18 protein-coding genes are annotated in these 22,731 nt (G+C 72.2%); 13 read left to right on the top strand and 5 right to left on the bottom strand.

Features of this window, described 5'->3' with window-relative positions; translation table 11 throughout:
• Both H9651_RS11225 and H9651_RS11230 read right to left on the bottom strand, forming a co-directional pair.
• Positions 1-774, bottom strand: a complete 774-nt coding sequence (locus tag H9651_RS11225) for an Fpg/Nei family DNA glycosylase (RefSeq protein WP_191719412.1) — start codon at positions 772-774, stop codon at positions 1-3.
• Positions 767-5,581 carry an ATP-dependent helicase gene (locus H9651_RS11230; protein ID WP_191719413.1) on the bottom strand — a complete coding sequence of 1,605 codons (4,815 nt, stop codon included), beginning with the start codon at positions 5,579-5,581 and terminating at the stop codon, positions 767-769. Before H9651_RS11230 ends, H9651_RS11225 begins: the two co-directional genes overlap by 8 nt.
• 143 nt (positions 5,582-5,724) lie before the next feature.
• Here H9651_RS11230 and H9651_RS11235 point away from each other — a divergent pair, with 143 nt between their 5' ends.
• Complete coding sequence (locus tag H9651_RS11235) at positions 5,725-6,138, top strand: GreA/GreB family elongation factor (protein ID WP_191719414.1); 414 nt, start codon at positions 5,725-5,727, stop codon at positions 6,136-6,138.
• Here the strand turns inward: H9651_RS11235 and H9651_RS11240 are convergent.
• Both H9651_RS11240 and H9651_RS11245 read right to left on the bottom strand, forming a co-directional pair.
• The gene (locus tag H9651_RS11240; RefSeq protein ID WP_191719415.1) at positions 6,107-7,828 is read right to left on the bottom strand and encodes an ABC-F family ATP-binding cassette domain-containing protein; all 1,722 of its coding nucleotides are present in this window, start codon (positions 7,826-7,828) and stop codon (positions 6,107-6,109) included. The genes H9651_RS11235 and H9651_RS11240 overlap by 32 nt on opposite strands.
• Positions 7,829-8,077: 249 nt before the next feature.
• Positions 8,078-8,749 (bottom strand): alpha/beta hydrolase, encoded by a 672-nt coding sequence (locus H9651_RS11245; RefSeq protein ID WP_191719416.1) that lies wholly within the window; start codon positions 8,747-8,749, stop codon positions 8,078-8,080.
• Between the two features lie 50 nt (positions 8,750-8,799).
• On the opposite strand from H9651_RS11245, the gene H9651_RS11250 reads away from it, so the two are divergent.
• The 11 genes from H9651_RS11250 to H9651_RS11300 all read left to right on the top strand — a co-directional run bounded on the left by H9651_RS11250 (position 8,800) and on the right by H9651_RS11300 (position 19,774).
• A complete protein-coding gene (locus H9651_RS11250; protein WP_191719417.1) occupies positions 8,800-9,417 on the top strand; it encodes an NUDIX hydrolase family protein in 618 nt (205 codons plus the stop codon).
• A gap of 83 nt (positions 9,418-9,500) precedes the next feature.
• Positions 9,501-11,228: a dihydroxyacetone kinase family protein gene (locus tag H9651_RS11255; protein WP_191719418.1), complete on the top strand. Its 1,728-nt coding sequence runs from the start codon at positions 9,501-9,503 to the stop codon at positions 11,226-11,228.
• Between the two features lies 1 nt (position 11,229).
• Positions 11,230-11,685 (top strand): ribose-5-phosphate isomerase, encoded by a 456-nt coding sequence (locus H9651_RS11260; protein ID WP_191719419.1) that lies wholly within the window; start codon positions 11,230-11,232, stop codon positions 11,683-11,685.
• A gap of 28 nt (positions 11,686-11,713) precedes the next feature.
• Positions 11,714-12,484: a triose-phosphate isomerase family protein gene (locus H9651_RS11265; protein WP_191719420.1), complete on the top strand. Its 771-nt coding sequence runs from the start codon at positions 11,714-11,716 to the stop codon at positions 12,482-12,484.
• Entirely contained in the window at positions 12,481-13,209 is a 729-nt protein-coding gene (locus tag H9651_RS11270) for a GntR family transcriptional regulator (RefSeq protein ID WP_225216673.1), read from the top strand. The genes H9651_RS11265 and H9651_RS11270 overlap by 4 nt, the downstream gene beginning before the upstream one ends.
• An 83-nt stretch (positions 13,210-13,292) precedes the next feature.
• Positions 13,293-14,246 (top strand): sugar phosphate isomerase/epimerase family protein, encoded by a 954-nt coding sequence (locus H9651_RS11275; protein WP_191719421.1) that lies wholly within the window; start codon positions 13,293-13,295, stop codon positions 14,244-14,246.
• A gap of 51 nt (positions 14,247-14,297) precedes the next feature.
• A complete protein-coding gene (locus H9651_RS11280; protein ID WP_191719422.1) occupies positions 14,298-15,278 on the top strand; it encodes a 3-hydroxyacyl-CoA dehydrogenase family protein in 981 nt (326 codons plus the stop codon).
• A 10-nt stretch (positions 15,279-15,288) separates the two neighbouring features.
• Positions 15,289-16,059: an SDR family NAD(P)-dependent oxidoreductase gene (locus H9651_RS11285; protein WP_191719423.1), complete on the top strand. Its 771-nt coding sequence runs from the start codon at positions 15,289-15,291 to the stop codon at positions 16,057-16,059.
• A gap of 148 nt (positions 16,060-16,207) precedes the next feature.
• The gene (locus H9651_RS11290) at positions 16,208-17,590 is read left to right on the top strand and encodes an MFS transporter (RefSeq protein WP_318244853.1); all 1,383 of its coding nucleotides are present in this window, start codon (positions 16,208-16,210) and stop codon (positions 17,588-17,590) included.
• Between the two features lie 61 nt (positions 17,591-17,651).
• On the top strand, positions 17,652-18,536 hold the full coding sequence (locus H9651_RS11295) for an NAD(P)-dependent oxidoreductase (RefSeq protein WP_191719424.1): 885 nt from the start codon (positions 17,652-17,654) through the stop codon (positions 18,534-18,536).
• Entirely contained in the window at positions 18,533-19,774 is a 1,242-nt protein-coding gene (locus H9651_RS11300; RefSeq protein WP_191719425.1) for a four-carbon acid sugar kinase family protein, read from the top strand. Before H9651_RS11295 ends, H9651_RS11300 begins: the two co-directional genes overlap by 4 nt.
• A gap of 202 nt (positions 19,775-19,976) precedes the next feature.
• On the opposite strand, the gene H9651_RS11305 is transcribed toward H9651_RS11300, so the two are convergent.
• The gene (locus H9651_RS11305; RefSeq protein WP_191719426.1) at positions 19,977-21,044 is read right to left on the bottom strand and encodes a threonine aldolase family protein; all 1,068 of its coding nucleotides are present in this window, start codon (positions 21,042-21,044) and stop codon (positions 19,977-19,979) included.
• 303 nt (positions 21,045-21,347) lie between these two features.
• On the opposite strand from H9651_RS11305, the gene H9651_RS11310 reads away from it, so the two are divergent.
• Complete coding sequence (locus H9651_RS11310; RefSeq protein WP_191719491.1) at positions 21,348-22,694, top strand: MFS transporter; 1,347 nt, start codon at positions 21,348-21,350, stop codon at positions 22,692-22,694.
• Positions 22,695-22,731 lie beyond the last annotated feature (37 nt).

A 22,731-nucleotide genomic window follows, 5' to 3' on the forward strand; every position in this document is an offset into this window, starting at 1 on the left:
TCAGCGCTGGCAGACGGGGCACCAGAAGACGTTGCGCTCGGCCAGGGGGTTCGCCCCCGCGACCCCCGCCCGCACCAGGGTGCCGCAGCGCCGGCACGGCTTCCGGTCGCGGCCGTAGACCCACATGCCCCGGCCCGGCCGGGCATCGCCGGTGAACACGCGCCGCGGCCGGTCGCGGTTGGTGCGGATCATGCGTGCGGCGGTGTCGACGAGGCCCACGGCATCGACCGTGGTCGCCGGGGTGTCGGGACGGATGCCGCGCACGAACAGCACCTCGTTGGCGTACACGTTGCCGAGCCCGGCGATGTTGCGCTGGTCCAGCAGTGCCACGTGCACGGGCCGGTCGTCGGCACCCACGCGCCGCGCCGCCTCGGCCGGGTCCCAATCGGGGCCGAGCGGGTCGGGGCCGAGGTGCCCCACGATGCGGTCCTCGTCGATGGTGGGGAGCACCTCCACCATCGCGAGGTCGAAGCCCACGGCATCCGACACGTCGTTGCCCACGATCGCCCGCGCGGTGTGTCCGGGGCGCCGCCAGCGGCCTCCGGCGGGATACACCTGCCACTCGCCCTCCATCTTGAGGTGGGAGTGCAGGGTCGCCGCTCCCGCACGCAGCAGCAGGTGCTTGCCGCGCGGGACGACCGCGGTCACCGTCTCGCCGCGGAGGTCGGCGGTGGCGCTGCCGGGCACCCTCATGTCGAACCGGGTGATGACCCGCCCCGCGAGGGCGTCATGCAGGCGCGCCGCGGTGCGGAAGACGGTGTCGCCCTCAGGCATCCGTCGCCGCCGCCTGTCGGTAGCCCGCCGCCGCCGTGAGTTTTCGCAGCGTGAGTCCGCGGGTGGCCTCGACGAACCCGGCCGCACGCAGGGCCCGGCCCACCGCGGTGCCGTAGACGAATTCGCCGTTGACCTGCTCGATCGTGAGGGTGTCCAGCCGCCGCTCGCGGGCGGTCGCGGCGAGATCGGCGGTGGCCGCGGCCAGGCTCGGCTCGTCATCGGTGAACGCCAGCGCCGACCGGCCGCCGCGTTCGAGGTAGAGGGTCAGCGCGCCGTCGACGATCACGACGAGCCCGCCGGCCTTGCGGCCCGGCCGATGCGAGACGCCGTCCAGCGCCGGCCACGCCAGCGCCGCGCCGTACGGGTTGGCCGGGTCGGTGGCGGCGAGGGTCACCGCCCGGAGCGGCGCCGGGTCGGGCAGGCCCGCGAACTCCCGCAGTCTGTCGACCGTCACGGCGGCGGCGAACTGCGCCGCGCCGAGCTTTTCGATGACGTACCCGCGGCGGCAGTGGCCCGCCTCTTCGAAGCCCGCGAGCACGCGGTAGGTCTGCGCGAACCCGCCGGGCACGCCCTCGGCCTGCACGCTGCCGCGGGTGACGACCCCGTACCGGTCCAGCAGCAGGCTCGCCGTCGCGGTCGCGCGGGCGGCGGCGTCGGGCTCGGGGGACGGCAGCAGCGACCAGCGACCGCCGAGCGCGGGCGGCCGGGGTGGGGCGACACCCGGCCGGGGCAGCGCCGTGCCGCGGTACAGCCGGGCGCGCGGCGTGCGTCGGGCGGTGCGATGCGCCTGAGACCCGCCGCCGAGGAGGGTGCGGATGGGGGCGAACGTGTCGTTGGTGACGCGGCCCTGCCAGGTGAGGTCCCACAGCGCCTCGATCACCGACTGCTCGTTCTCGGCCTCGGTCAGCTGGCGCAGCTGTGCGGCGAAGTACGCGCCTCCCCCCGCGAGGGCGGCCACGATGCGCGCGGCGATGCCGTCGCCGCTGTCGGGATCGGTCTCGCGGGCCTCGGCGCGGTCGTCGTCGGGCGGCTGCAGGGTGAGCGGCGCGGCATCGGCGACGTGCAGCGCGATCCAGCCGTCGCGTCCGGGGAGCGACCCGTGCCCCGACCACAGCACCTCGCCGGTCGCGGTCAGCTCGTCGAGCATGCCGGGGACGTAATCGCGGACGCGGGACGGGAGGATGAGCGATTCCCAGGCGCTGGCGGGGATCGGGACGCCTGCGAGCTGCTCGATGACGGCGACCACACCGTCGATGCCCTCGAGCGGCCGCGTGACGTGCTGCCACATCGGCAGGAACCGCGCGTACGCCTCGGGGGAGACCGGCTCCACGCTGCCGCGGATGGCGGCGAGGGAGCGCATGCGCAGCCGGCGCAGCACCTCGGTGTCGCACCACTCGCCCTCGTCGACCGCTCCCGCCTCGCTGCCCGTGGCGCCGCGGGACCCGGGGTCGGGCAGGAAGAAGCCGCTCGTGACGCGGCCCTGCGATTCCAGGCGCTGCAGCGCCTGGCGGGCGACGGCGAGTCCGAGACCCAGGCGGGTGGCGACGTCGGAGGCGCGGAACGGAGCGTGGGTGCGGGCGTGGCGGGCGACGAGGTCGGCGAGCGGATCGGCGACGGGCTCGAGGAACGCCGTCGGCAGCCCCACCGGCAGCGCCGTGCCGAGGGCGTCGCGCAGGCGCGCGGCATCCTCGATCGCCGCCACCCGCTCCACGCCGCCGATGCTCACGCGGATCGCGCGGCGGGTGAGCACGAGTGCGTCCAGGTGCACCGTCGCCTCGGTGAGGGCGTCGGTGTCGGTGTCGAGCCGCTCGGCGACCTCGTCGGCCGAGAGCGGACCGAGCAGGCGCAGCAGGTCGGCGACGCCCTCCAGGCCGCGGGCACGGCGCTCGGGGTCGAGGCGCTGCGCTTCGCGTTCGAACTGTGCGATGACCTCGGGGTCGAGCAGCTCCCGCATCTCGATCTTGCCGAGCAGCTCGGCCAGCAGTGCCGGGTCGACCGACAGGGCGGCGGCGCGCCGTTCGGCCAGCGGCGAGTCGCCCTCGTACATGAACGCGCCGACGTAGCCGAACAGCAGGTCTCGTGCGTACGGCGACGGCTGGGCGGTGTCGGTCTCGACGAGGCGGATGCGGCGGTCGCCGATGGAGCGGGCGATGCGCAGCAGCGCGGGCAGGTCGTAGACGTCCTGCAGCACCTCGCGCAGCGTCTCGAGGATGATCGGGAAGGTCGGATGCCGGCGGGCGACTTCCAGCAGCTGCGCCGAGCGCTGCCGCTGCTGCCACAACGGCGCGCGCCTGTTGGGGTTGAGGCGGGGCAGCAGCAGTGCCCGGGCCGCGCACTCGCGGAAGCGCGAGGCGAACAGCGCCGACCCGCCGACCTCGTCGGTCACGATCTGCTCGAGCTCGTCGGGGTCGAACACGAACAGGTCGGCCCCCGGCGGTTCCGCCGCGGCATCGGGCACCCGCGCGATGATGCCGTCGTCGCTCGCGACGGCCGCGCCCTCGACGCCCAGCCGCTCGCGGATGCGCGCGTTCACCGCCAGCGCCCACGGGGCGTGCACGTGCATGCCGTAGGGGGAATGCAGGATGATGCGCCAGTCGCCGACCTCGTCGCGGCCCCGCTCCACCGTGAGGGTGCGGTCGGTCGGGAGGCTCCCCGTCGCCTCCCGCTGCTCGGCGAGATAGCCGAGCAGATTGCCGATGGCGTTGTCGTCGAGGCCCGATCCGGCCAGGCGCGCGACCGCCTTCTCGTGCGGCGCCGTCGACACCTCGCGCGAGAACCGGCCCAGTGCCTCGCCGAGTTCGGCGGGGCGGCCGAGGCCGTCGCCGTGCCAGAACGGGAGCTTGCCCGGCTGCCCGAACGCGGGCAGCACGTTGACACGGTCGTGGGTGATCTCCACGATGCGCCAGCTGGTGGTGCCGAGGGTGAACACGTCCCCCACCCTCGACTCGTAGACCATCTCCTCGTCGAGCTCGCCGACGCGGGCGTTGCGGGTCTCGCCCGCGACGAAGACGCCGAACAGGCCGCGGTCGGGGATGGTGCCGCCGCTCGTGACGGCGATGCGCTGGGCGCCGGGACGCCCGGTGAGGGTGCCGTGGTCGCGGTCCCAGACGATGCGGGGGCGCAGCTCCGCGAACTCGTCGGAGGGGAAGCGTCCGGCCAGCAGGTCGAGAGTCGCCTCGTACGCCGAGCGGGGCAGGGTGCGGAACGGGGCGCTGCGGCGGAGGGTGTCGAACCAGCCCTCCACGTCGAGGGGGCCGGTGGCGCAGGCGGCGACCGTCTGCTGCGCGAGGATGTCGAGCGGATTCTGCGGCACCGCGATCGCCTCGATCTGACCCGCCAGCATGCGCTCGGTCACGACCGCGGTGTGCAGCACATCGCCGCGGTGCTTCGGGAACAGCGCCGCGCGGCTCACCTCGCCCACCTGGTGTCCGGCACGGCCGACGCGCTGCAGGCCGGAGGCCGCCGACGGCGGGGCCTCGACCTGGATGACGAGGTCGACCGCGCCCATGTCGATGCCGAGCTCGAGCGAGCTGGTCGCCACGACGCAGCGCAGCGCCCCCGACTTCAGCTCGTCTTCGACGAGCGCCCGCTGCTCCTTCGACACCGATCCGTGGTGCGCCTTCGCGAGCACGGGTTCGGCGCCCGCGGTGGCGCCGGCCTGCGCCATCATCGCGGCGGGGATCGCCGGGTCGGGAAGATCGAGCCCGAGCCGCTCGGCGTAGATCTCGTTGAGCCGACCGGTCAGGCGCTCCGCCAGGCGGCGGGAGTTGGAGAAGACGATCGTGGAACGGTGCGCGAGGATGCGATCGACGATCGCCTCCTCCACGTGCGGCCACACCGAGCCGGTCGCCTCGGGTGAGGAGTCGGCACCGCGCCGGCCACCGCCGGCCGGTGCGAACCAGTCGCCGTCGTCGCCGCCGCCGCCGTCGGACGCGGCGTCGGACTCGGCGTCGGACTCGTCGGCATCGGCCTCGGCCTCGGGCGTACCCGGGGGCGGCGGCGGGTTGAGCATGTCGTCGACGGGGACCACGACCGACAGGTCGAACGCCTTCGTCGCCCGCGGCGCGACGATCTCCACGGGGGCCGACCCGCCGAGGAAGCGGGCCACCTCGTCGATGGGACGGACGGTGGCCGACAGGCCGATGCGCTGCGCGGGAGCGAGGGCCGCGGCATCGTCGGCGTGCTCCTGCCGCAGCGCCTCGAGCCGTTCGAGACTCACGGCCAGGTGCGCGCCGCGCTTGGTGGCGGCGACCGCGTGCACCTCGTCGACGATCACGGTGTGCACATTGCGCAGAGTCTCGCCGGCCTGGCTCGTGAGCATGAGGTACAGCGACTCGGGGGTCGTGATGAGGATGTCGGGCGGGTCGGCGACCAGCTTGCGGCGGTCGGCGGAGGGGGTGTCTCCCGAGCGCACGCCCACCGTGACCTCGGGGACGGCGATGCCCAGACGCCGCGCCGACTGGCCGATGCCCACGAGCGGCGAGCGGAGGTTGCGCTCCACGTCGACGCCCAGCGCCTTCAGCGGCGACACGTAGAGCACGCTCGTGCCCGGGTTCGGTTCGCGACGGCGGCGACCGCGGGCCGGCGGGGGCGCGGCATCCGCCGGGCGCTTCTCGTGGAAGATGCGGTCGATGGCCCAGAGGAACGCCGAGAGCGTCTTGCCGGAGCCGGTCGGGGCCACCACGAGGGCGTGCTTGCCGTGGGAGATGGCATCCCATGCGCCGACCTGCGCGGTCGTGGGGGCGGGGAAGGCGCCACGGAACCAGTCCTGCGTGGCAGGACCGAAACGTTCGAGCACGTCGGCCATCCCTTCATCTTCGTCCCCACCGCCGACAATCGGGTGGCTCTTGACCTGCCGGGCGCGCGACGTCGGGTGCGTGCGGCGGCTCGCACTGGCCTTCCTGCCCGGGGAGGGATAGCCTGGGAGATCGTCTGCCAAGTGAGGGAATCATGTCGAACCAGAGGGACACCGTGTGGATGACGGCGGGCGCGCTCGCCGCACTGCAGGCCGAGCTCGATGAGCTGAACGCTCGAGCCGAGGGCGACGTCCCGCAGGGACGCCAGGTGGAGCTGCGGGATCTGATCCGCCGCGCCGAGGTGGGCACCAAGCCCGACGACGGTCTCGTCGAACCCGGCATGACCGTGACCGTGCGCTTCACCCGCGACGGCTCCGAAGAGACCTTCCTGCTCGGCAGCCGCGAACTCGTGCGCCAGGGCACCGAGGTCGAGCTCGACGTGTACTCGCCGTCGTCGCCGCTGGGCGTGGCGATCACGGGCCGCTCGGTGGGCGACACCGTGACCTATGACGCCCCCAACGGCGCGACGATCGAGGTCACCGTGGTCGCGGCGGTGCCGTTCGGCTGAGCCCGCGCTCGGCCAGTGCGCCCCCACCCGACAGCTCGAGCACGAGGTCGGGCTCGAGACGCTGCAGGAACACATCATCGTGGCTGACCACGAGCACGGCGCCGCGGTAGGCGGCGATCGCGTCGACCAGTTCGTCGACCGTGTCGAGGTCGAGGTTGTTGGTCGGCTCGTCGAGGATGAGCAGCTGCGGCGGCGGGTCCGCCAGCAGCAGCCGCGCCAGCGCGACGCGGAACCGCTCGCCGCCTGACAGGCTCGCCACCGGGCGGTCGACCGTCGCACCCCGGATGAGGAAGCGCGCGAGCCGGTTGCGCAGCTCGGCGGGCGGCATGCCCGGCGCCGCGGTGCGCACGGTGTCGAACACCGACGCCGCCTCGTCGAGGCCGTCGATGCGCTGCGGCAGGTAGCCGACGCGGTCGGTGTGCGCCTCGGCCCGCGCACAACGTCGCTGATCCGCGCCGTCGCGGCCCGAATCGGCCTGTTCCGGGGAGATCCGCCCCGGATTGGCGACATTGTGCGCGCCGGCCCCGGCGCCGGAGTCGGCGGCGGACGCGACGAGCCGCTCGAGCAGCGTCGTCTTGCCCGCGCCGTTCACACCGACGAGGGCGACCCGCTCGGGTCCCTGCACGATCCACGAGCGCTCGCCGTCGCCGATCGTCGCGATGCGGCGGCCCGCCGGCACCCCGGGGTCGGGCAGGTCGATGTGCAGCCGGGCGTCGCCGCGGACGCGGCGGCCGGCGGCATCCCACGCCTCCCGTGCCGCCGACTCGCGGTCGGCGACCATGCCTCGCAGCTTTCCCGCCGACACCTGCGCCGCCCCTTTGCGGTTGCCGGCGATGATCCCGGGCACGCGCTTGTCGTGCTCGGCCTTGCGGCCCATCGCCGCGCGGGTGGCGAGCGTCGACTCCGCCGCGATGCGGTCGCGCTTCTCGCGGCGCACGACCTGGGCGGCCGTGCGCTCGGCCTGGCGTGCGGCATCCTGCTCGCGGGCCATCGCCTCCCGCCACGACGAGTACGGGCCGCCGAACGTCGACAGCGCGCTGCCGTACAGCTCGGCGGTCTCGTCCATGAGTTCCAGTAGCGCCACGTCGTGGCTCACCACGATGAGCGCGCCGGGCCAGTCGTGCACGAGATACGCGAGCCGCGCGCGGGCATCGCGGTCGAGGTTGTTGGTCGGTTCGTCCAGCAGCGTGACCTCGGCACGGCGCAGGCGGATGCCGGCGACGGCGGCCAGCACCGCCTCACCGCCCGACAGCTCGCCGACCCGGCGGTCGAGGGCGGCGGGTGGGAGCCCCGCGTCGGCGAGCGCCGCTGCGGCCCGCGCCTCGACGTCCCAGTCGTCGCCGACGGCATCGAAGCGGGCGGGGTCGACGTCACCCGCCTCGATGGCGCGCAGCGCCCGCAGCGTCTCGCCGACCCCGAGGAGGTCGGCGACGGGACGCTCCACCCCGAGGGTGAGGGTCTGCGGCAGCAGGGCGACCTCACCGGTGACCGAGAGGTGCCCCGACGCCGGGGCGAGCTGCCCCGCGATGAGGCGCAGCAGGGTCGATTTACCGGACCCGTTGCGGCCGACGAGGCCGGTGCGGGCGGCGGCGAACGCGCCCGTCACCTCGGCGAGGGCGGGCGTGCCGTCGGGCCACGCGAACGACACCCGGTCGAGCACGACGGCGGGGGAGGGGGAGAGGGTGGGCATGCGGTTCCTTCGTCGTCAGCCCCGAGATGCTCGGGGGCGCGCTGACACGAAGGGTCGCGGCGTCGGCCGACGTGAGGACGTCCGGGCCGGAAGGCGACGGGATCGACGGGTCAGCGCAGGGATGCGCTTCCGCGTCGAAGGATCGACGGTCAGCGCGCTTACTGCGCGGCCGCGACGATCTCCGTCATTTCATTCCTCACGTGGGGGTCAAGGACGCAGGTCACCATACCCGACGCCCCCGCGCTCTGGCTAGGGAGCCGGCGGGGTGGGTGCGGCGTCGTCGAGCCGCTTGCGCAGGAACACCACGACGTCGTCGAGTTCGGGCTGCGAGACGCTGTGGGTGAGGCCGGTGTAGACCCGGCCGCTGAGGTCGACGTGGTCGGGCAACCACTGCACCGTGTGGTCGACGAGCGCGGTGGGGATGACGTCGTCGTGCGTGCCGCGCCCCCAGAACACCGGCGGGCGGCGCTCGGCCAGGCGTTCATCGCCGGGCAGGATGCCCGGGGTGACGTAGCCGCTGAGGTTCACCGCGAACGCGAAGGCGTCGGGGCGCAGGCGCAGCGCCTGCAGCGCGACGGCCGCGCCCTGCGAGAAGCCGAGGAGACCGACTGATGCCGCCCCGCTCGCGGCATCCACCCACGCCACCAGCTGCGTCGCGGCGGCCGTGACGTCGTCGGGCCGGCGCTCGTCGAGTCCCTCGATCGGGTACCAGGAGTAGCCGGGGGTCGGCCACGGCGGCGACAGCGGCGCGCGGACGGCGGCGACCACGTACTCGGGCGGCAGCAGCGGCGCGAGGGCGAACAGGTCGTTCTCGTCCGATCCGTAGCCGTGCAGCACCACCAGCAGGGGGCGTCCGGCGCGTTCGGCCGGAGGCACCGACCAGCGCACGACGTCGGGATCGAGGGCGGGAACGGCGACCATGCCTCCATCCTGACAGGACGCACCGACGCCGGGTTGGTATACATAGGAGCATGGCCGTCCGCACCCCCGACCCCGACCCAGCAGACCGCGACGACGACGGCACGCCGCCTGACCCGCTGGGCTTCGGCTCACCCTCGGCCCGCTCGTCGCAGAACCCGGGCTGGCTCAGCGAGGTCGAACTCGCCGAGGCACGCCGGCGCCTGCCGATTCTGTACGTCGAGGCGATCCCGGTGCGCACCGACGGGGTGGGAGCGGTGACCGAGGTCGGTATTCTGCTGCGGGCGACGCCGCTGGGGGAGATGACCCGCACGATCGTGTCGGGCCGGGTGCGCTACGGCGAGACGGTGCGCGATGCGCTGTTCCGGCACGTCGAGAACGACCTCGGCCCCATGGCCTTCCCGCTGCTGCCGCCGCAGCCGGTGCCGTTCACCGTGGCGGAGTACTTCCCGATCCCGGGAGTGAGCGCCTTCCATGACGACCGGCAGCACGCCGTGTCGCTCGCGTTCGTGGTGCCGGTCACCGGCACGTGCGAACCGCGTCAGGACGCGCTGGAAGTGACATGGATGACGCCGGCGGAAGCAGCCACCGACGCCCTGTCGGCCGAGATGGAGGGCGGCCGGGGCACGCTCGTGCGACTCGCCCTGGCATCGGTGGGCGCCCTGCGCTGACCGTCGGGGGAAGTTCCGGTGGTCTCGCGATCCAATTTCCAATAGGATTATGAGACCACCCCTTCCTTCCAGAGGAGAACGCAATGACGCGGCTGTTCAACGACCCCGACGATTTCGCCGAGGAGATGATCGAAGGCTTCGCGGCAGCGTCCGCGCGCTGGGTGCGGCCGGTCACCGGGGGTGTCGTGCGCGCCACGCGTGGCGCTGAGCCCACCGTGGCCGTCGTCATCGGCGGCGGCAGCGGTCACTACCCCGCCTTCGGTGGACTGGTGGGGCCAGGGCTCGCCCACGGCGCCGCCATGGGGAATCTCTTCGCGTCGCCCTCCGCGCACCAGGTGCACACGGTCGCGACGGCCGCGCACGAAGGTCGCGGCGTGCTGCTGAGCTTCGGCAACTACGCCGGCGACGTGCTGCACTTCGGTCAGGCGCAGGAGCGCATGCGGGCCGCCGGCATCGACTGCCGCACGGTGCTGGTGACCGACGACGTCTGGAGCGCCCCGAAGGACGAGCTCGAGCGCCGTCGCGGCATCGCCGGCGACCTCGTCGTGTTCAAGATCGCCGGTGCCGCCGCCGAAGCCGGCCACGACCTCGACGACGTCGAGCGCCTCGCCCGCCTCGCCAATGACCGCACCCGCTCGTCCGGAGTCGCCTTCGGTGGCTGCACGCTCCCCGGCGCCGACGAGCCGCTGTTCGACGTACCCGCCGGCCGTATGGCGGTGGGGCTCGGCATCCACGGCGAGCCGGGTATCGACGAGGTCGACATCCCGACCGCCGCGGGCCTCGCAGAGATGTTCGTCACGAAGCTGCTCGACGAGCGCCCCGCGGGCGTGGACCTCGCCGGCGCGCGGGTCGTCCCCATCCTCAACGGCCTCGGAAACGTCAAATACGAGGAGCTGTTCGTCGTGTACCGCACGATCCACACCCTCCTCACGGACGCCGGCGTCGAGATCGTCTCGCCCGAGGTGGGCGAATTCTGCACGAGCTTCGACATGGCCGGCGCCTCGCTGACCCTCCTGTGGCTCGACGATGAGCTCGAGCAGCTGTGGCTCGCCCCCTGCGACACCCCGGCGTTCCGCCGCGGCGAGGTATCGGGGCGCCGTGCCGTGGAGGATGCCGAGCTCACCGCCCTGGACGACGCGCACGAGATCGGCGCCGCCTCCGATGCCTCCCGCGCGGCCGCCGCGGTGATCTCGCGGGCGTTCGCCGCGGTCGCGGCCATGCTCGATGCGCATGCCGACGAGCTCGGCCGCATCGACCGCATCGCCGGTGACGGCGACCACGGCATCGGGATGCAGCGCGGCAGCCGCGCCGCCGACCAGGCCGCCGCCGGTGCCGCCGGCTCCGCCGCCGGGGCGCAGACGACGCTGCAGCACGCCGGCGACGCGTGGGCCGACAAGGGCGGCGGCACGTCGGGCGCCATCTGGGGCGAGATGCTCGTCGCGCTCGGCGCGGCCGTGGGCGATGAAGACGCGGTGACCGCGGATGCCGTGGGCGCGGGGGTGGCGGCCATGAAGGACGCCGTCATGTCGTTCGGCAAGGCCAAGCCAGGCGACAAGACCATGATCGACGCGATCGTGCCGTTCTCGGACGACCTCACCGAGCGGCTCGCCGGCGGCGACACCCTGATCGATGCCTGGTCGCACGCCGCCGGCGTCGCCACCGCCGCGGCGGAGGCGACGTCGAATCTCACCGCCCGCCTCGGCCGCGCCCGGTCGCACGGCGACCGGAGTCTGGGCACCCCCGACCCGGGCGCGGTGTCGTTCGCGCTGGTCGCACATACCGTTCTGGACGTTCTGAAGAAGGAAGACTGACATGGCACTTCGACTGGTGATCGGCTCCGACGAGGCGGGCTTCGAGTACAAGGAACGCATCAAGGCCGACCTGCTCGCGAACGACCTCGTCGCCGACGTCGTGGATGTGGGCGTGGATGCCGATGGCAACACGAACTACCCGACGATTGCCATCGCGGCCGCCGAGCGGGTGGCCGCCGGCACCGCCGACCGGGCGATCCTCATCTGCGGCACGGGTCTCGGGGTCGCGATCGCGGCGAACAAGGTCAGCGGCATCCGCGCCGTCACCGCGCACGACTCGTTCAGCGTCGAGCGCTCGGTGCTCTCCAACGACGCCCAGGTGCTCTGCATGGGTCAGCGGGTCGTCGGCATCGAGCTCGCCCGCCGCCTCGCGCGCGAATGGTTGACCTACACGTTCGACCCGCAGAGCGCCTCGGCCGACAAGGTGCAGGAGATCTGCGCTTACGAAGGCTCTTGAGTCACCTGCCGACACGGAAGGGCGCGAGATGCTCATCGGCTCCAGCCTGAAGATGTATTTCTCGCACGCGCGCACCCTCGCGTGGACGCGGGAGGTCGCGGACATCCTGGCGACGCACTCCGCGCCCGCGGCGGGGGTGACGGCGTTCGTGATCCCGCAGTACCCCGCCATTCCGGCGTGCGTCGAAATCGGCTCGCCAGTCGGGCTCGCCGTCGGCGCGCAGGACCTCGCGACCCATGACGAAGGGCCCTACACGGGCGAAGTCAGCGGCGCCGTGCTGGCCGAACTCGGATGCCGCTTCGTCGAGGTGGGGCACGCCGAGCGTCGCCGCCTGTACGGCGAGACCGACGACGTCGTGGCGGCGAAGGTGTTCGCCGCAGAGCGCAACGGCCTCGTCCCCCTCGTGTGTGTCGGTGAGGCGGAGCGCGGCGACCGGGCAGCGGCCGTCGCCGAGTGCGTACGCCAGATCGAGTCGGCTTTGGCGGCGGCGCGGGCCGCGGGCAGGTACGGCGAGATCGTCGTCGCCTATGAACCGCTGTGGGCGATCGGGGCCCCCGAGCCCGCCGGCGTCGACCACATCGACGCGGTGTGCCGGGCGCTGCGCGCGCACCTGGCATCCGCACCCGAGCAGACCCGGGTGATCTACGGCGGCAGCGCCGGTCCGGGGCTGCTCACCGAGATCGCCGATGCCGTCGACGGCATCTTCCTCGGCCGGTTCGCCCACGACCCGCGCGCCTTCGGCGCCATTCTCGACGAAGCGGCCGAGATCCTCGCCGCACGCCAGGAGGAGACACGATGATGTCGGACGGCGAGACGCGGGGCCTCGGCGCTCTGCAGGGATCGATCGAGCGCCGCGGACTGCGAGATCACGTCTACGACCGCATTCTGCAGCTACTGCTGAGCGGCGAGGTCGCACCCGGCGCACGGCTGTCGATCGACACCATCGCCCGGCAGCTGGAGGTCTCGCCCACCCCGGTGCGCGAGGCGATGGTGCAGCTGGAGCGCACCGGCCTCGTCACCCGCGAAGCGTTGAAGGGCTACCGGGTGGCGCCGCCGCTGCGTCCCTCGCAGCTGGCGGAGCTGTTCGATGCGCGCCTCATGCTCGAATCCACCGCGACGCGGCTGGCGACCCCCGCCACGCCGGCGCTGCTGAGTGAGCTGCGGGCCGCTCAGGATCAGCACCGTATCGCCGGCGAGCGCGTCATCGCGACCCTCTCGGGCGGAACGCCCGACGTCGCCCTCACGACGGCGTACTTCGCGGCGGATGCCGCCTTCCACCGGGTCGTCTTCGATCACTGCGGCAACCGCTACCTCACCGACATGTCCGAGACACTCGGCGCGCAGCTTCACCGCATGCGCCAGGCGGCCTTGCATGGCATCACCGATGTGCGCGAGGCCATGGCCGAGCACGAGGCCATCGTCGAGGCGTTCGCGGCCGACGATGCGCGGGCTCCCGAGCAGGCGATGCGACGTCACATCGAACTCGTCCGGTCGCGGTCGCTCGACATCGAACGCGCCGGCTGACGCTCCGAGCGGGGACCACACTTCCCTGCTCATCGTCGATCCTGTAGGATCGACGAAACGCATCACACGCCAATGGAGCCGTCATGACCGATACGTCACTTGCCGCACCCCTCGACAGCCAGACCTGGCCGATCGCCGTCTGCATGCACGGGTTCCCGCCCGTCGGCCGTGACGGCACGGCTCTGCACGACGCGGCCCCCGAAGTCTGGGACGACGTCTTCGGTCAGGTCGCGCGCCTCGGGTTCACCGCGATCGAACTCGCCGACAGCCACATCCGTCCCGCCGACCTCGATGCCTCCCGTCGCGAGGAGCTGCTCAGCATCGCCCGCGCACACGGTGTGACTCCCATCTCGGTGCACGTGCAGCGGCAGAGCGTCATCCAGCCCGGCCGCGGCGAACAGAACCTCGCCTACGCCCACCGCACGATCGACGCCGCCGCGGAGCTCGGCCTGCAGGTCTTCTCCACGGGCCTGCACCAGCCGTTCTCCGACGCCCAGCGCCGCGCGCTGTGGTTCTGGACCGCGACCGGTGCGGTCGACCCCGACGACGCCGACACCCGTGCGCTCGCGGTCAAGCGCCTGCGCGAACTGGGCGAGCACGCGGCATCCGTGGGGCTGCCGATGTCGCTGGAGATGTACGAGGACACCTACCTCGGCACCGCTGACAGCGCCGTGCGCCTCATCGAGGAGATCGGCCTGGACAACGTCGGCCTCAACCCCGACATCGGCAACCTCGTGCGCCTGCACCGTCCCATCGAGGACTGGCGCGAGATGCACGAGAAGACCCTGCCGTACGCGAACTACTGGCACGTGAAGAACTACACCCGTGACGAAGCGCCGGACGGCACCTGGTACACCTCCACCCCCACGAGCATGGAGCTCGGTCTCATCAACTACCGCGCCATGGTCGCCCGCGCGATCGAGCTCGGATTCGCCGGGCCGTTCCTGATGGAGCAGTACGGCGGCGACAGCCTGGGGGTCTGCGCCACCAACCGCACCTACCTGCAGTCCCTGCTTCCCGAGCCCGCCGGGGCCTGAGCGGCCCGATCGATTCGACGCACCGCCGCGTCGAACCAGAAGGAGACGAACATGACCGACAACACCCGACCCGTCTACGCCGTCATCGGCAGCGGCTACATGGGCGGCGGCATCGCCCAGGTGCTGGCGCTTTCGGGCGCCGACGTCCGCATCGCCGACGTGGAGCTCGCCATCGCCGAGGGCAACCGCGAGCGCCTCATCACCGAGGCCGCGCAGTTCGCCGCCGACGGGCTCTTCCCCGCCGACGCAGCCCAGACCATCGCCGAGCGCATCACCGCCGCCACGATCGAGGATGCCGTGGCCGGCGCCACCTTCATCGAGGAGGCCGTCCCCGAGAAGATCGAGATCAAGCATGCGACGCTCCGCCGCATCAGCGAGGCGGCCGCGCCCGACGCGATCATCGGCAGCAACACCTCCACGATCCTCATCGGCCGCCTCGCGGAGGCGGTCGTGAACCCCGAGCGCTTCCTCGGTGTGCACTTCTCCAACCCGGCGCCCTTCATCCCGGGTGTCGAACTCATCCCGCACGCCACGACGGATGCCGCGATCCTCCCGACCGTCGAACAGATCGTCGCCGCCACCGGCAAGCAGACCGCACGGGTCAAGGACGCCACCGGGTTCGTACTCAACCGGCTCCAGTACGCGCTGTTCCACGAGGCGACCCAGCTGGTGGAAGAGGGCGTGGCGACGCCCGAGGACATCGACACGATCGTGCGCACCACGTTCGGGTTCCGCCTGCCGTTCTTCGGACCGTTCGCGATCGCCGACATGGCCGGGCTCGACGTCTACGCGTTCTGCTACGCGTCGCTGCAGACCGAGTTCCCCGAGCGCTTCGCGACGCCGCCGATCCTCGAGGACCTCGTCGCCGCAGGCAAGCTCGGCACGAAGTCCGGCGCGGGGTTCCTCGATGTCCCCGCCGAGCGCACCCCCGAGCTCATCGCTTACCGCAACAAGGCGTACGTCGCGATGCAGAAGCTCATCGACGAGCTCGGCCCCGCCCCGATCCACCCGGCCGCCGCCGACGAGAACTGAAGGAACCGATATGGCCACCGCATTCCCCACTGAGCGCACCGTCATCCTCACCGGAGCCGCGAGCCCCCGCGGCATCGGACGGGTCACCGCCTACCACCTGGCCGAACTCGGCTGGAACGTCGGCATCATCGACGTCGACGGCGAGGCCGCCGCCGCGACCGCCGCCGACGTCGCCCGCACGCACGGCGTCAAGGCCGTGGGCGTCGGGGCGAACCTCGCCGACCGCGAGCAGGCGATCGCCGCCGTCGACGCGATCGAGGCCGACCTGCCGCAGGTCGTCGCGCTCGTGAACTTCGCCGGTGTCTCCTCGCCCGTGCCCTACCTCGAGGTCACCCCCGAGGAATGGCACCGGGTGCTGGGCGTCAACCTCGAAGGCGTGCACTGGGTCACCCAGCGCGTCGCGGCATCCCTCGCCGACGCCGGCGTCGGACGCATCGTGGGGATCTCCTCGGTGTCGGCCCAGCGCGGCGGCGGGACGTTCTCGAAGACCCCGTACTCCGCATCCAAGGCCGGGGTCATCGGCCTCATGCGCTCCATCGCCCGCGAGCTCGGTCCGCGGGGCATCACGGCGAACGTGATCTCCCCCGGACCCATCGACACCGACATCATGGGCGGCACGCTCAGCGAGGAGCGGAAGCAGGCCATGGCCGCCGACGGCGTGCTGCCGCGCATCGGCACCCCCCGTGACATCGCAGCCGCGGTGGCGTATCTCATCAGCGAAGACGCCGGATTCGTGACGGGCCAGACCCTGAACGTCGACGGCGGCCTCTACATGCACTGAGGATCCTCATGTCCCGTTCCTGGTCCAAGGGCCGCATCGCCTACCTCGTCATCGGCGTGGTGTGCGTGGTGGTCGCCCTCATCCTGATCATCCCCAATCTCGGCGCCTGAGCCGAAAACCTGCAGTCACCCACTCGAAGGAGAGTTCCGTGTCCGTACCGACCCACACCGCCACAGCGCGCACACTGCTGGCGAATCCGCACCTGGAGAGCGGCATCAAGAAGGCGACGTATCGCCTCATGCCGATGCTGATCATCCTGTATTTCGTCGCGTTCCTCGACCGCACCAACGTGGGCTTCGCCGAAGAAGCCCTCTCGGTCGACCGCGGCATCACCGCCGGCGCCTACGCCCTCGGTGCCGGCATCTTCTTCATCGGCTACGCGATCTTCGAGATCCCCTCGAACCTGCTGCTGGACAAGTTCGGCGCCCGCTTCTGGCTGGCCCGCATCGCCATCACGTGGGGCATCGTGGCCTCGGCTTTCGCCTTCGTCACCAACGACACGATGTTCATCGTGCTGCGGTTCCTGCTCGGCGTCACCGAGGCGGGGCTCTTCCCCGGTGTCATCATGTTCCTGGCGCAGTGGTTCCCCAACAAGCGCCGCGTGCAGATGTTCGCGCTGTTCTACCTCGCCCAGCCGTTCTCGCAGATGCTCGGCGCCCCGCTGTCGGGTGGCCTCATCAGCTTCGGCGAGCAGTTCACGCCCTGGGCAGGCTGGCAGGTCATGTTCTTCGTCGAGGGCATGATGGCCGTCGCCGCCGGTATCGCCGCGTTCTTCTTCCTCGTCGACTCGCCGCAGAAGGCGAAGTTCCTCAGCGACGACGAGAAGGGCGCCCTCAAGGCGGTGATGGAGCACGAGAACTCCGTCAAGCACGAGGACGGTCCGAAGGGCATCGGCGCCGCGATGGTCAGCTGGAAGGTGTGGTACTTCACCATCATCTACTTCTGCCTGCAGATCGCCGTGTACGGCACCACCTTCTACCTGCCGCAGCAGGTGGCCGGCCTCATCGGCAAGGCCGTCGGCTGGGAGGTGGGACTGATCACCGCCATCCCGTGGGCCGTGGGTCTGTTCGCCTGCTACTACTTCGGCAAGCACGCCAACACGATCCGTCGCCGCCGCAACTGGGGCACGATCTTCTTCCTCCTCACCGGTGTCGCGATCCTCGTCTCGGCGTGGGCCGGAGCCAACGGGCAGCCGCTGCTGGGCATCGCCGCGATCACGGTCGCCGTGGCATCCTTCCTCTCCGCCGGTCCCATCACGTGGTCGTTCCCCACGGCGTTCCTCACCGGCGCCGCGGCGGCAGCGGGCATCGGCCTGATCAACTCGCTCGGCAACCTCGGCGGGTTCGTCGCGCCCATCATGCGCACCGGCATCAACGAGGCCGTCCCCACCGACAGCGGCGCCTGGGGTGTCGTCTCGCTCGGGGTGTTCGCCTTCCTCGCCGCGGTGATGATGGCCTGCACGCGCTTCTTCCGCTCGAAGGGTGACGAACTGCTCGACGAAGACGTTCCGGCCGCGGTGCCGGGCCACTGACACGACCCGCGGGGTGCGCACGCTCGTGCGCATCCCGCGGTGCTTTCCGAAAGGAACGATGATGAGCACATCCCCGCAGGTCGCCTTCGTCGGGCTCGGGGCCATCGGGCTCCCGATGGCCGCCGCCATCGCCCGTGGCGGCATCCCGGTGATCGGTGTCGAACCTGCCCCCGCCGGTCGGGAGCGCGCCGCCGAGGCCGGCATCGACTCCATCGCCGGCATCGACGGCATCGGCGACGCCGCGGTGGTCGTCGTGATGGTGGCCACCTCCGCCCAGCTGTCGGCGGTGGTCGATGCGGCCCTCGCCGCAGGCGTCGCCGATCGCGCCTGGCTCCTCTCGTCCACCGTCGGCCCCGACGCCGTGCGCGAGACCGCCCGGCGCCTCGAGACCGCCGGCGGCACCGTGGTCGACGCGCCCGTCAGCGGCGGCATCGCCCGGGCCTCGCGCGGCGACCTCGTCCTGTTCGTCTCCGGCGCGGATGCCGCGATCGCCGCTGTCCGCCCCGTGCTCGAGGCCCTGGGCACCGTGCGCATCGTCGGCGCGCACCCCGGCGACGGCCAGGCGGTGAAGGTGGTCAACCAGCATCTGTGCGCCGTGCACATCGTCGCCGCCGCCGAAGCGCTCGCCCTCGCGGAGCGCCTCGACCTCGATCCCGCCTTCGTGCTCGACGCCGTGGGTGGGGGAGCGGCGGCATCCTTCATGCTCGGCGACCGAGGCCCGCGCATGCTCGAAGCCGACGCCCCGGTGCTCAGCCAGATAGGCATCTTCGTCAAGGACACCGGTCTGGTCGCCGATGCGGCCGAGGCCGCGGGGATCGACCTTCCCGTCTTGCAGGCGGCGCGGGAGCGTTTCCTCGCCGCCGCCGACGCCGGACTCACCACCCGCGACGACTCGAGCGTGATCGAGACTTATCGCCGTGCCGCTCCGCCCCAGGGGGATCGATGAAGACCGTCGTGCTCGATGACGACCCCACCGGCACGCAGTCGGCGTCGGGGGTCGATGTGCTGCTGCAGGTGGATGCCGCCGGCATCCGCGATGCGCTGATCGCCGCCGACAGTGTGTATGTGCAGACCAACTCACGTGCGATCGACGAGGCCGCCGCGGTGGCGCTCGTGCGGGAGGTGCGCGACGCCGCGCGGCAGGCGGCCGCCGATCTGGGCGAAGAGGTGCAGTTCGTGCTGCGCGGGGACTCCACCCTCCGCGGCCACGTGTTCGCTGAGACCGACCAGTTCGTCGAGGACGATTCGGTCATCGTCTTCTGCCCGGCCTTCCCCGCCGGAGGACGCACCACCGTCGACGGCGTGCACCTCGTGCGCATCGGCGCCGAGCGGCATCCCGCCCATGAGACCGAGTACGCCGACGACCCGGTCTTCCCGTTCACCTCCGGCGTGCTGTCGGAGTATGTCGCCGAGAAGTCCGGCCGCGCGCATGTCGGTGTGCCGCTGGCCGACGTGCGTGCGGGAGGCGTCGGTGCAGCCATCCTGTCGGCGCCCGTGGGGGCCGTCGTCGTGCCCGACGCCGAGACGGATGCCGACATCGCCGCCGTCGCCGCCGGCATCGTCGCCGCACGCCGCGGTGGTCGCTCGGTGGTCGTGCGCAGCGCCGCGCCGCTGGCGGCCGCGCTGGCCGGCGTCGCCAGCGACGGCCTGCTGCCGCTGCCGCTCGTGTCGGGCCCGGTGCCGACGCTCGTCGCCTGCGGGTCGCACACCGCCGGGGCGACGGCCCAGCTGGATGCCCTCGAAGCCCGCCACGGCGCGGCGGTGGTCATCCCCACCGACGAGGCCTTCGCTGATCCCGTGGCCGCCGGGCTCGCCGCCGCCGATCGCGCGCGGGCGCAGTTGGCCGCCGGGGGACTGGCGATCCTCGCGACCGAGCGGCACCGCCGCGCCGAGCACAACACCCTGGAGCACGGCGAGCTGGTGATGCGGGCGCTGACGGTCGCCGTGCGCGCGCTCGTGCCCGAGGTCGCGGCCGTGGTCGCCAAGGGCGGAATCACGTCGGCCGAACTCGCCCGCACCGGCGTGGGCGCGACGCGCGCTCGCGTGCGCGGGCAGGTGCTGCCCGGGGTATCGGTGTGGGACCTCGCTTCCGCCGAGGGCGAGGACCGCCTGTACGTCGTGGTGCCCGGCAACGTCGGCGAGCCGTCGACGCTCCTGGACGTGGCCGCCGCGCTCGGCCGCTGACCCCGGCTGTCGCGGACCCGGGGCGGTCGCTGACCGCGCGCGGTCGCTGCCCCGAGCTGTCGCGGACCCGCCGGCCCACCCCCACCCCCGCCGAGAAACCACTTCTCGGGTGAGACACCACGCGGTGCGCGGTGTTTCACCCGGAATGTGGTTTCTCACCGACGGTGGGGGCGGCGGATGCCGGCGTGCCCCCGGGCCCGGGTCAGCCGCGGGTCAGGCGGGACAGCTCGGCGACGAACGCGTCGACGTCGTCGGGGTGGGTGTCGAACGAGCACATCCACCGCACCTCGCGCTTCGTGGCATCCCAGTCGTAGAACCGGAAGCTCTCGCGCAGCGCGTCGGCGACGCCCTCCGGCAGCGTCGCGAAGACGCCGTTGACCTGGGTGGGCTGGGTGAACTCCACGCCCCGGATCGACCCCGCGGCCATGCCCGCCTCCACCTCGGCGCGCAGGCGCTGGGCCATCGCGTTGGCGTGCCGGGCGTTGCGCAGCCACAGGTCGCCCTCGAGCAGCGCGATCAGCTGCGCCGAGACGAACCGCATCTTCGAGGCGAGCTGCATGTTGAGTTTGCGCAGGTACCGCAGCCCCTCGGATGCCGCGGGGTCGAGCACCACGATGGCCTCGCCCAGCATCGCGCCGTTCTTGGTGCCGCCGAAGCTCAGCACATCGACGCCGACGTCGCGGGTGAACGCCCGCAGCGGCAGGTCGAGGGCCGCGGCGGCGTTGGCGATGCGCGCGCCGTCGAGGTGCAGGCGCATGCCGTGACCGTGCGCATGATCTGCGAGGGCGCGGATCTCGTCGGGCGTGTACAGGGTGCCGAGCTCGGTGGACTGCGTGATCGACACGACCAGCGGCTGGGCGCGGTGCTCGTCGCCCCAGCCCCACGCTTCGCGATCGACCAGTTCGGGGGTGAGCTTGCCGTCGTCGGTCGGCACGGTGAGCAGCTTGATGCCGGCCACGCGCTCGGGGGCGCCGCCCTCGTCGACGTTGATGTGGGCGGTGGATGCCGCGATCACCGCGCCCCACCGGGGGAGCATCGACTGCAGGCCGGTGACGTTCGCGCCGGTGCCGTTGAACACCGGGAACGCCTCGACGCCCTCGCCGAAGTGGTGGGCGAACACCTCCTGCAGTCGCGCGGTGTAGGCATCCTCGCCGTAGGCGATCTGGTGGCCGTCGTTGGCCGCCGCGATCGCGGCGAGCACCTCGGGGTGCACGCCGGAATAGTTGTCACTGGCAAAGCCGCGCACCGCGGTGTCGTGGAGGGTCGTCACGGTGACTCAGCCTAGCCGCGCGGTGCTCCCGCCCGGCGGCGCGGCGCGGCAGGGTCGGGTGTGCCGGCGGCGGCGCGCACAATGTCGCCGATCCGGGCCGTCGAGGGCTGATTCGGGGCCCACCGCCGCTGTTCGGCGCCGGATCAGCGACGTTGTGCGCGGGGGCGGATACTGCGTCTCCGGGCGCAGCCTGCAGCGGAGGGGGTGGCCGGTGTCGGCGCCGGTGATTACCCTCGCTGCATGACCGACGGCACCACAGCCGACGACACCGCGGCATCCGACAACCTCGCCCCGCCCGCGGGCATGCGCGTATTCGTGCAGGTGCTGATCAACACCGCCGTCGCCAACCTCACCACCAGCTCGCTCTGGTTCGCGCTGACGTTCTGGGCCTACCTCGAGACGCAGTCGGTGCTGGCGACGGGCATCATCGGCGGCGCGTACATGCTGTTCGTGGCGCTGTTCGCGATCCCGTTCGGCACTCTGGTCGACCGACACCGCAAGCACCGTGTGATGGTGCTGTCGAGCCTCGCGACGCTCGCGGCGTTCATCGTGGCCGGCATCGTGTATCTGCTGTTCCCCGAAGCCACGCTGGTCGACCTCGGACAGCCGTGGTTCTGGGTGTTCGCCGCCATCGTGCTGCTCGGCGCCGTCGTGGAGAACATGCGCAACATCGCACTGTCGACCACCGTCACCCTGCTCGTCCCCACCGACCGGCACGCCAACGCCAACGGCCTCGTCGGCACCGTGCAGGGGCTCGCGTTCATCGTCACGAGTGTGTTCTCGGGGCTCGCGCTCGGGCTGTTGGGCATGGGGTGGACCATCCTCATCGCCGTCGTGCTGACGGCCGCCGCGCTCGTGCACCTGATGTTCCTGCGGGTCCCCGAGACCGAGCCCGCCCACGTCGAAGGTCACATCGCGAAGGTCGACATCCGCGGCAGCGTCGCCGCGATCGCCGCCGTGCCCGGCCTGTTCGCCCTCATCATCTTCTCCACGTTCAACAACCTCATCGGCGGCGTCTACATCGCCCTCATGGACCCGTACGGCCTGACCCTCTTCTCCGTCGAGATGTGGGGAATCGTCTTCGGCGTCGCCGCGACGGGCTTCATCATCGGCGGCCTCGTGATCGCCGCGAAGGGTCTCGGGCGCAACCCCGTGCGCACGCTGCTGCTCGCGGTGGTCGTGATGGGGCTGCTGGGGGCGACCTTCACGATCCGGGAGTGGTGGTGGCTGTACGCCGCCGGCATCTGGGTGTACATGGCGCTGATCCCCGCCGTCGAGGCATCCGAGCAGACGGTCATCCAGAAGGTGGTGCCGTTCCGCCGGCAGGGGCGCGTATTCGGCTTCGCGCAGGCGTTCGAGTCGGCGGCAGCGCCGGTGACGGCGTTCCTCATCGCGCCGATCGCGCAGTTCTGGATCATCCCGTACATGGCGACGGATGCCGGTGCCGACACCTGGAGCTGGCTCCTCGGCGAGGGCGAGGCGCGCGGCATCGCCCTGGTGTTCCTCATCTGCGGCCTCATCATGGTCGCCGCCGCCCTGCTCGCCTTCACGACCCGCTCCTACCGGCGCCTGTCTGCCTTCTACGCCGCCCCCGCCGCCGCCCCCGCCCCCGCGCCCACCCCATCCGCCGAGAAACCACTTTCCGGCTGAGGAACACCGCAACGCGTGGTGTCTCGGCCGAAAAGTG

It is taken from the genome of Microbacterium pullorum, from assembly GCF_014836535.1.
GTDB lineage: Bacteria > Actinomycetota > Actinomycetes > Actinomycetales > Microbacteriaceae > Microbacterium > Microbacterium pullorum.

What these genes read in the sequence shown, in the direction of transcription:
- H9651_RS11265 (WP_191719420.1), top strand. Translation starts at nt 11,714, where the DNA reads ATGCTCATCGGCTCCAGCCTGAAGATGTATTTCTCGCACGCGCGCACC.
- H9651_RS11295 (WP_191719424.1), top strand. Translation starts at nt 17,652, where the DNA reads ATGAGCACATCCCCGCAGGTCGCCTTCGTCGGGCTCGGGGCCATCGGG.
- H9651_RS11235 (WP_191719414.1), top strand. Translation starts at nt 5,725, where the DNA reads ATGTCGAACCAGAGGGACACCGTGTGGATGACGGCGGGCGCGCTCGCC.
- H9651_RS11255 (WP_191719418.1), top strand. Translation starts at nt 9,501, where the DNA reads ATGACGCGGCTGTTCAACGACCCCGACGATTTCGCCGAGGAGATGATC.
- H9651_RS11240 (WP_191719415.1), bottom strand. Translation starts at nt 7,828, where the DNA reads ATGCCCACCCTCTCCCCCTCCCCCGCCGTCGTGCTCGACCGGGTGTCG.
- H9651_RS11270 (WP_225216673.1), top strand. Translation starts at nt 12,481, where the DNA reads ATGATGTCGGACGGCGAGACGCGGGGCCTCGGCGCTCTGCAGGGATCG.
- H9651_RS11260 (WP_191719419.1), top strand. Translation starts at nt 11,230, where the DNA reads ATGGCACTTCGACTGGTGATCGGCTCCGACGAGGCGGGCTTCGAGTAC.
- H9651_RS11230 (WP_191719413.1), bottom strand. Translation starts at nt 5,581, where the DNA reads ATGGCCGACGTGCTCGAACGTTTCGGTCCTGCCACGCAGGACTGGTTC.
- H9651_RS11300 (WP_191719425.1), top strand. Translation starts at nt 18,533, where the DNA reads ATGAAGACCGTCGTGCTCGATGACGACCCCACCGGCACGCAGTCGGCG.
- H9651_RS11285 (WP_191719423.1), top strand. Translation starts at nt 15,289, where the DNA reads ATGGCCACCGCATTCCCCACTGAGCGCACCGTCATCCTCACCGGAGCC.
- H9651_RS11280 (WP_191719422.1), top strand. Translation starts at nt 14,298, where the DNA reads ATGACCGACAACACCCGACCCGTCTACGCCGTCATCGGCAGCGGCTAC.
- H9651_RS11250 (WP_191719417.1), top strand. Translation starts at nt 8,800, where the DNA reads ATGGCCGTCCGCACCCCCGACCCCGACCCAGCAGACCGCGACGACGAC.
- H9651_RS11310 (WP_191719491.1), top strand. Translation starts at nt 21,348, where the DNA reads ATGCGCGTATTCGTGCAGGTGCTGATCAACACCGCCGTCGCCAACCTC.
- H9651_RS11275 (WP_191719421.1), top strand. Translation starts at nt 13,293, where the DNA reads ATGACCGATACGTCACTTGCCGCACCCCTCGACAGCCAGACCTGGCCG.
- H9651_RS11225 (WP_191719412.1), bottom strand. Translation starts at nt 774, where the DNA reads ATGCCTGAGGGCGACACCGTCTTCCGCACCGCGGCGCGCCTGCATGAC.
- H9651_RS11245 (WP_191719416.1), bottom strand. Translation starts at nt 8,749, where the DNA reads ATGGTCGCCGTTCCCGCCCTCGATCCCGACGTCGTGCGCTGGTCGGTG.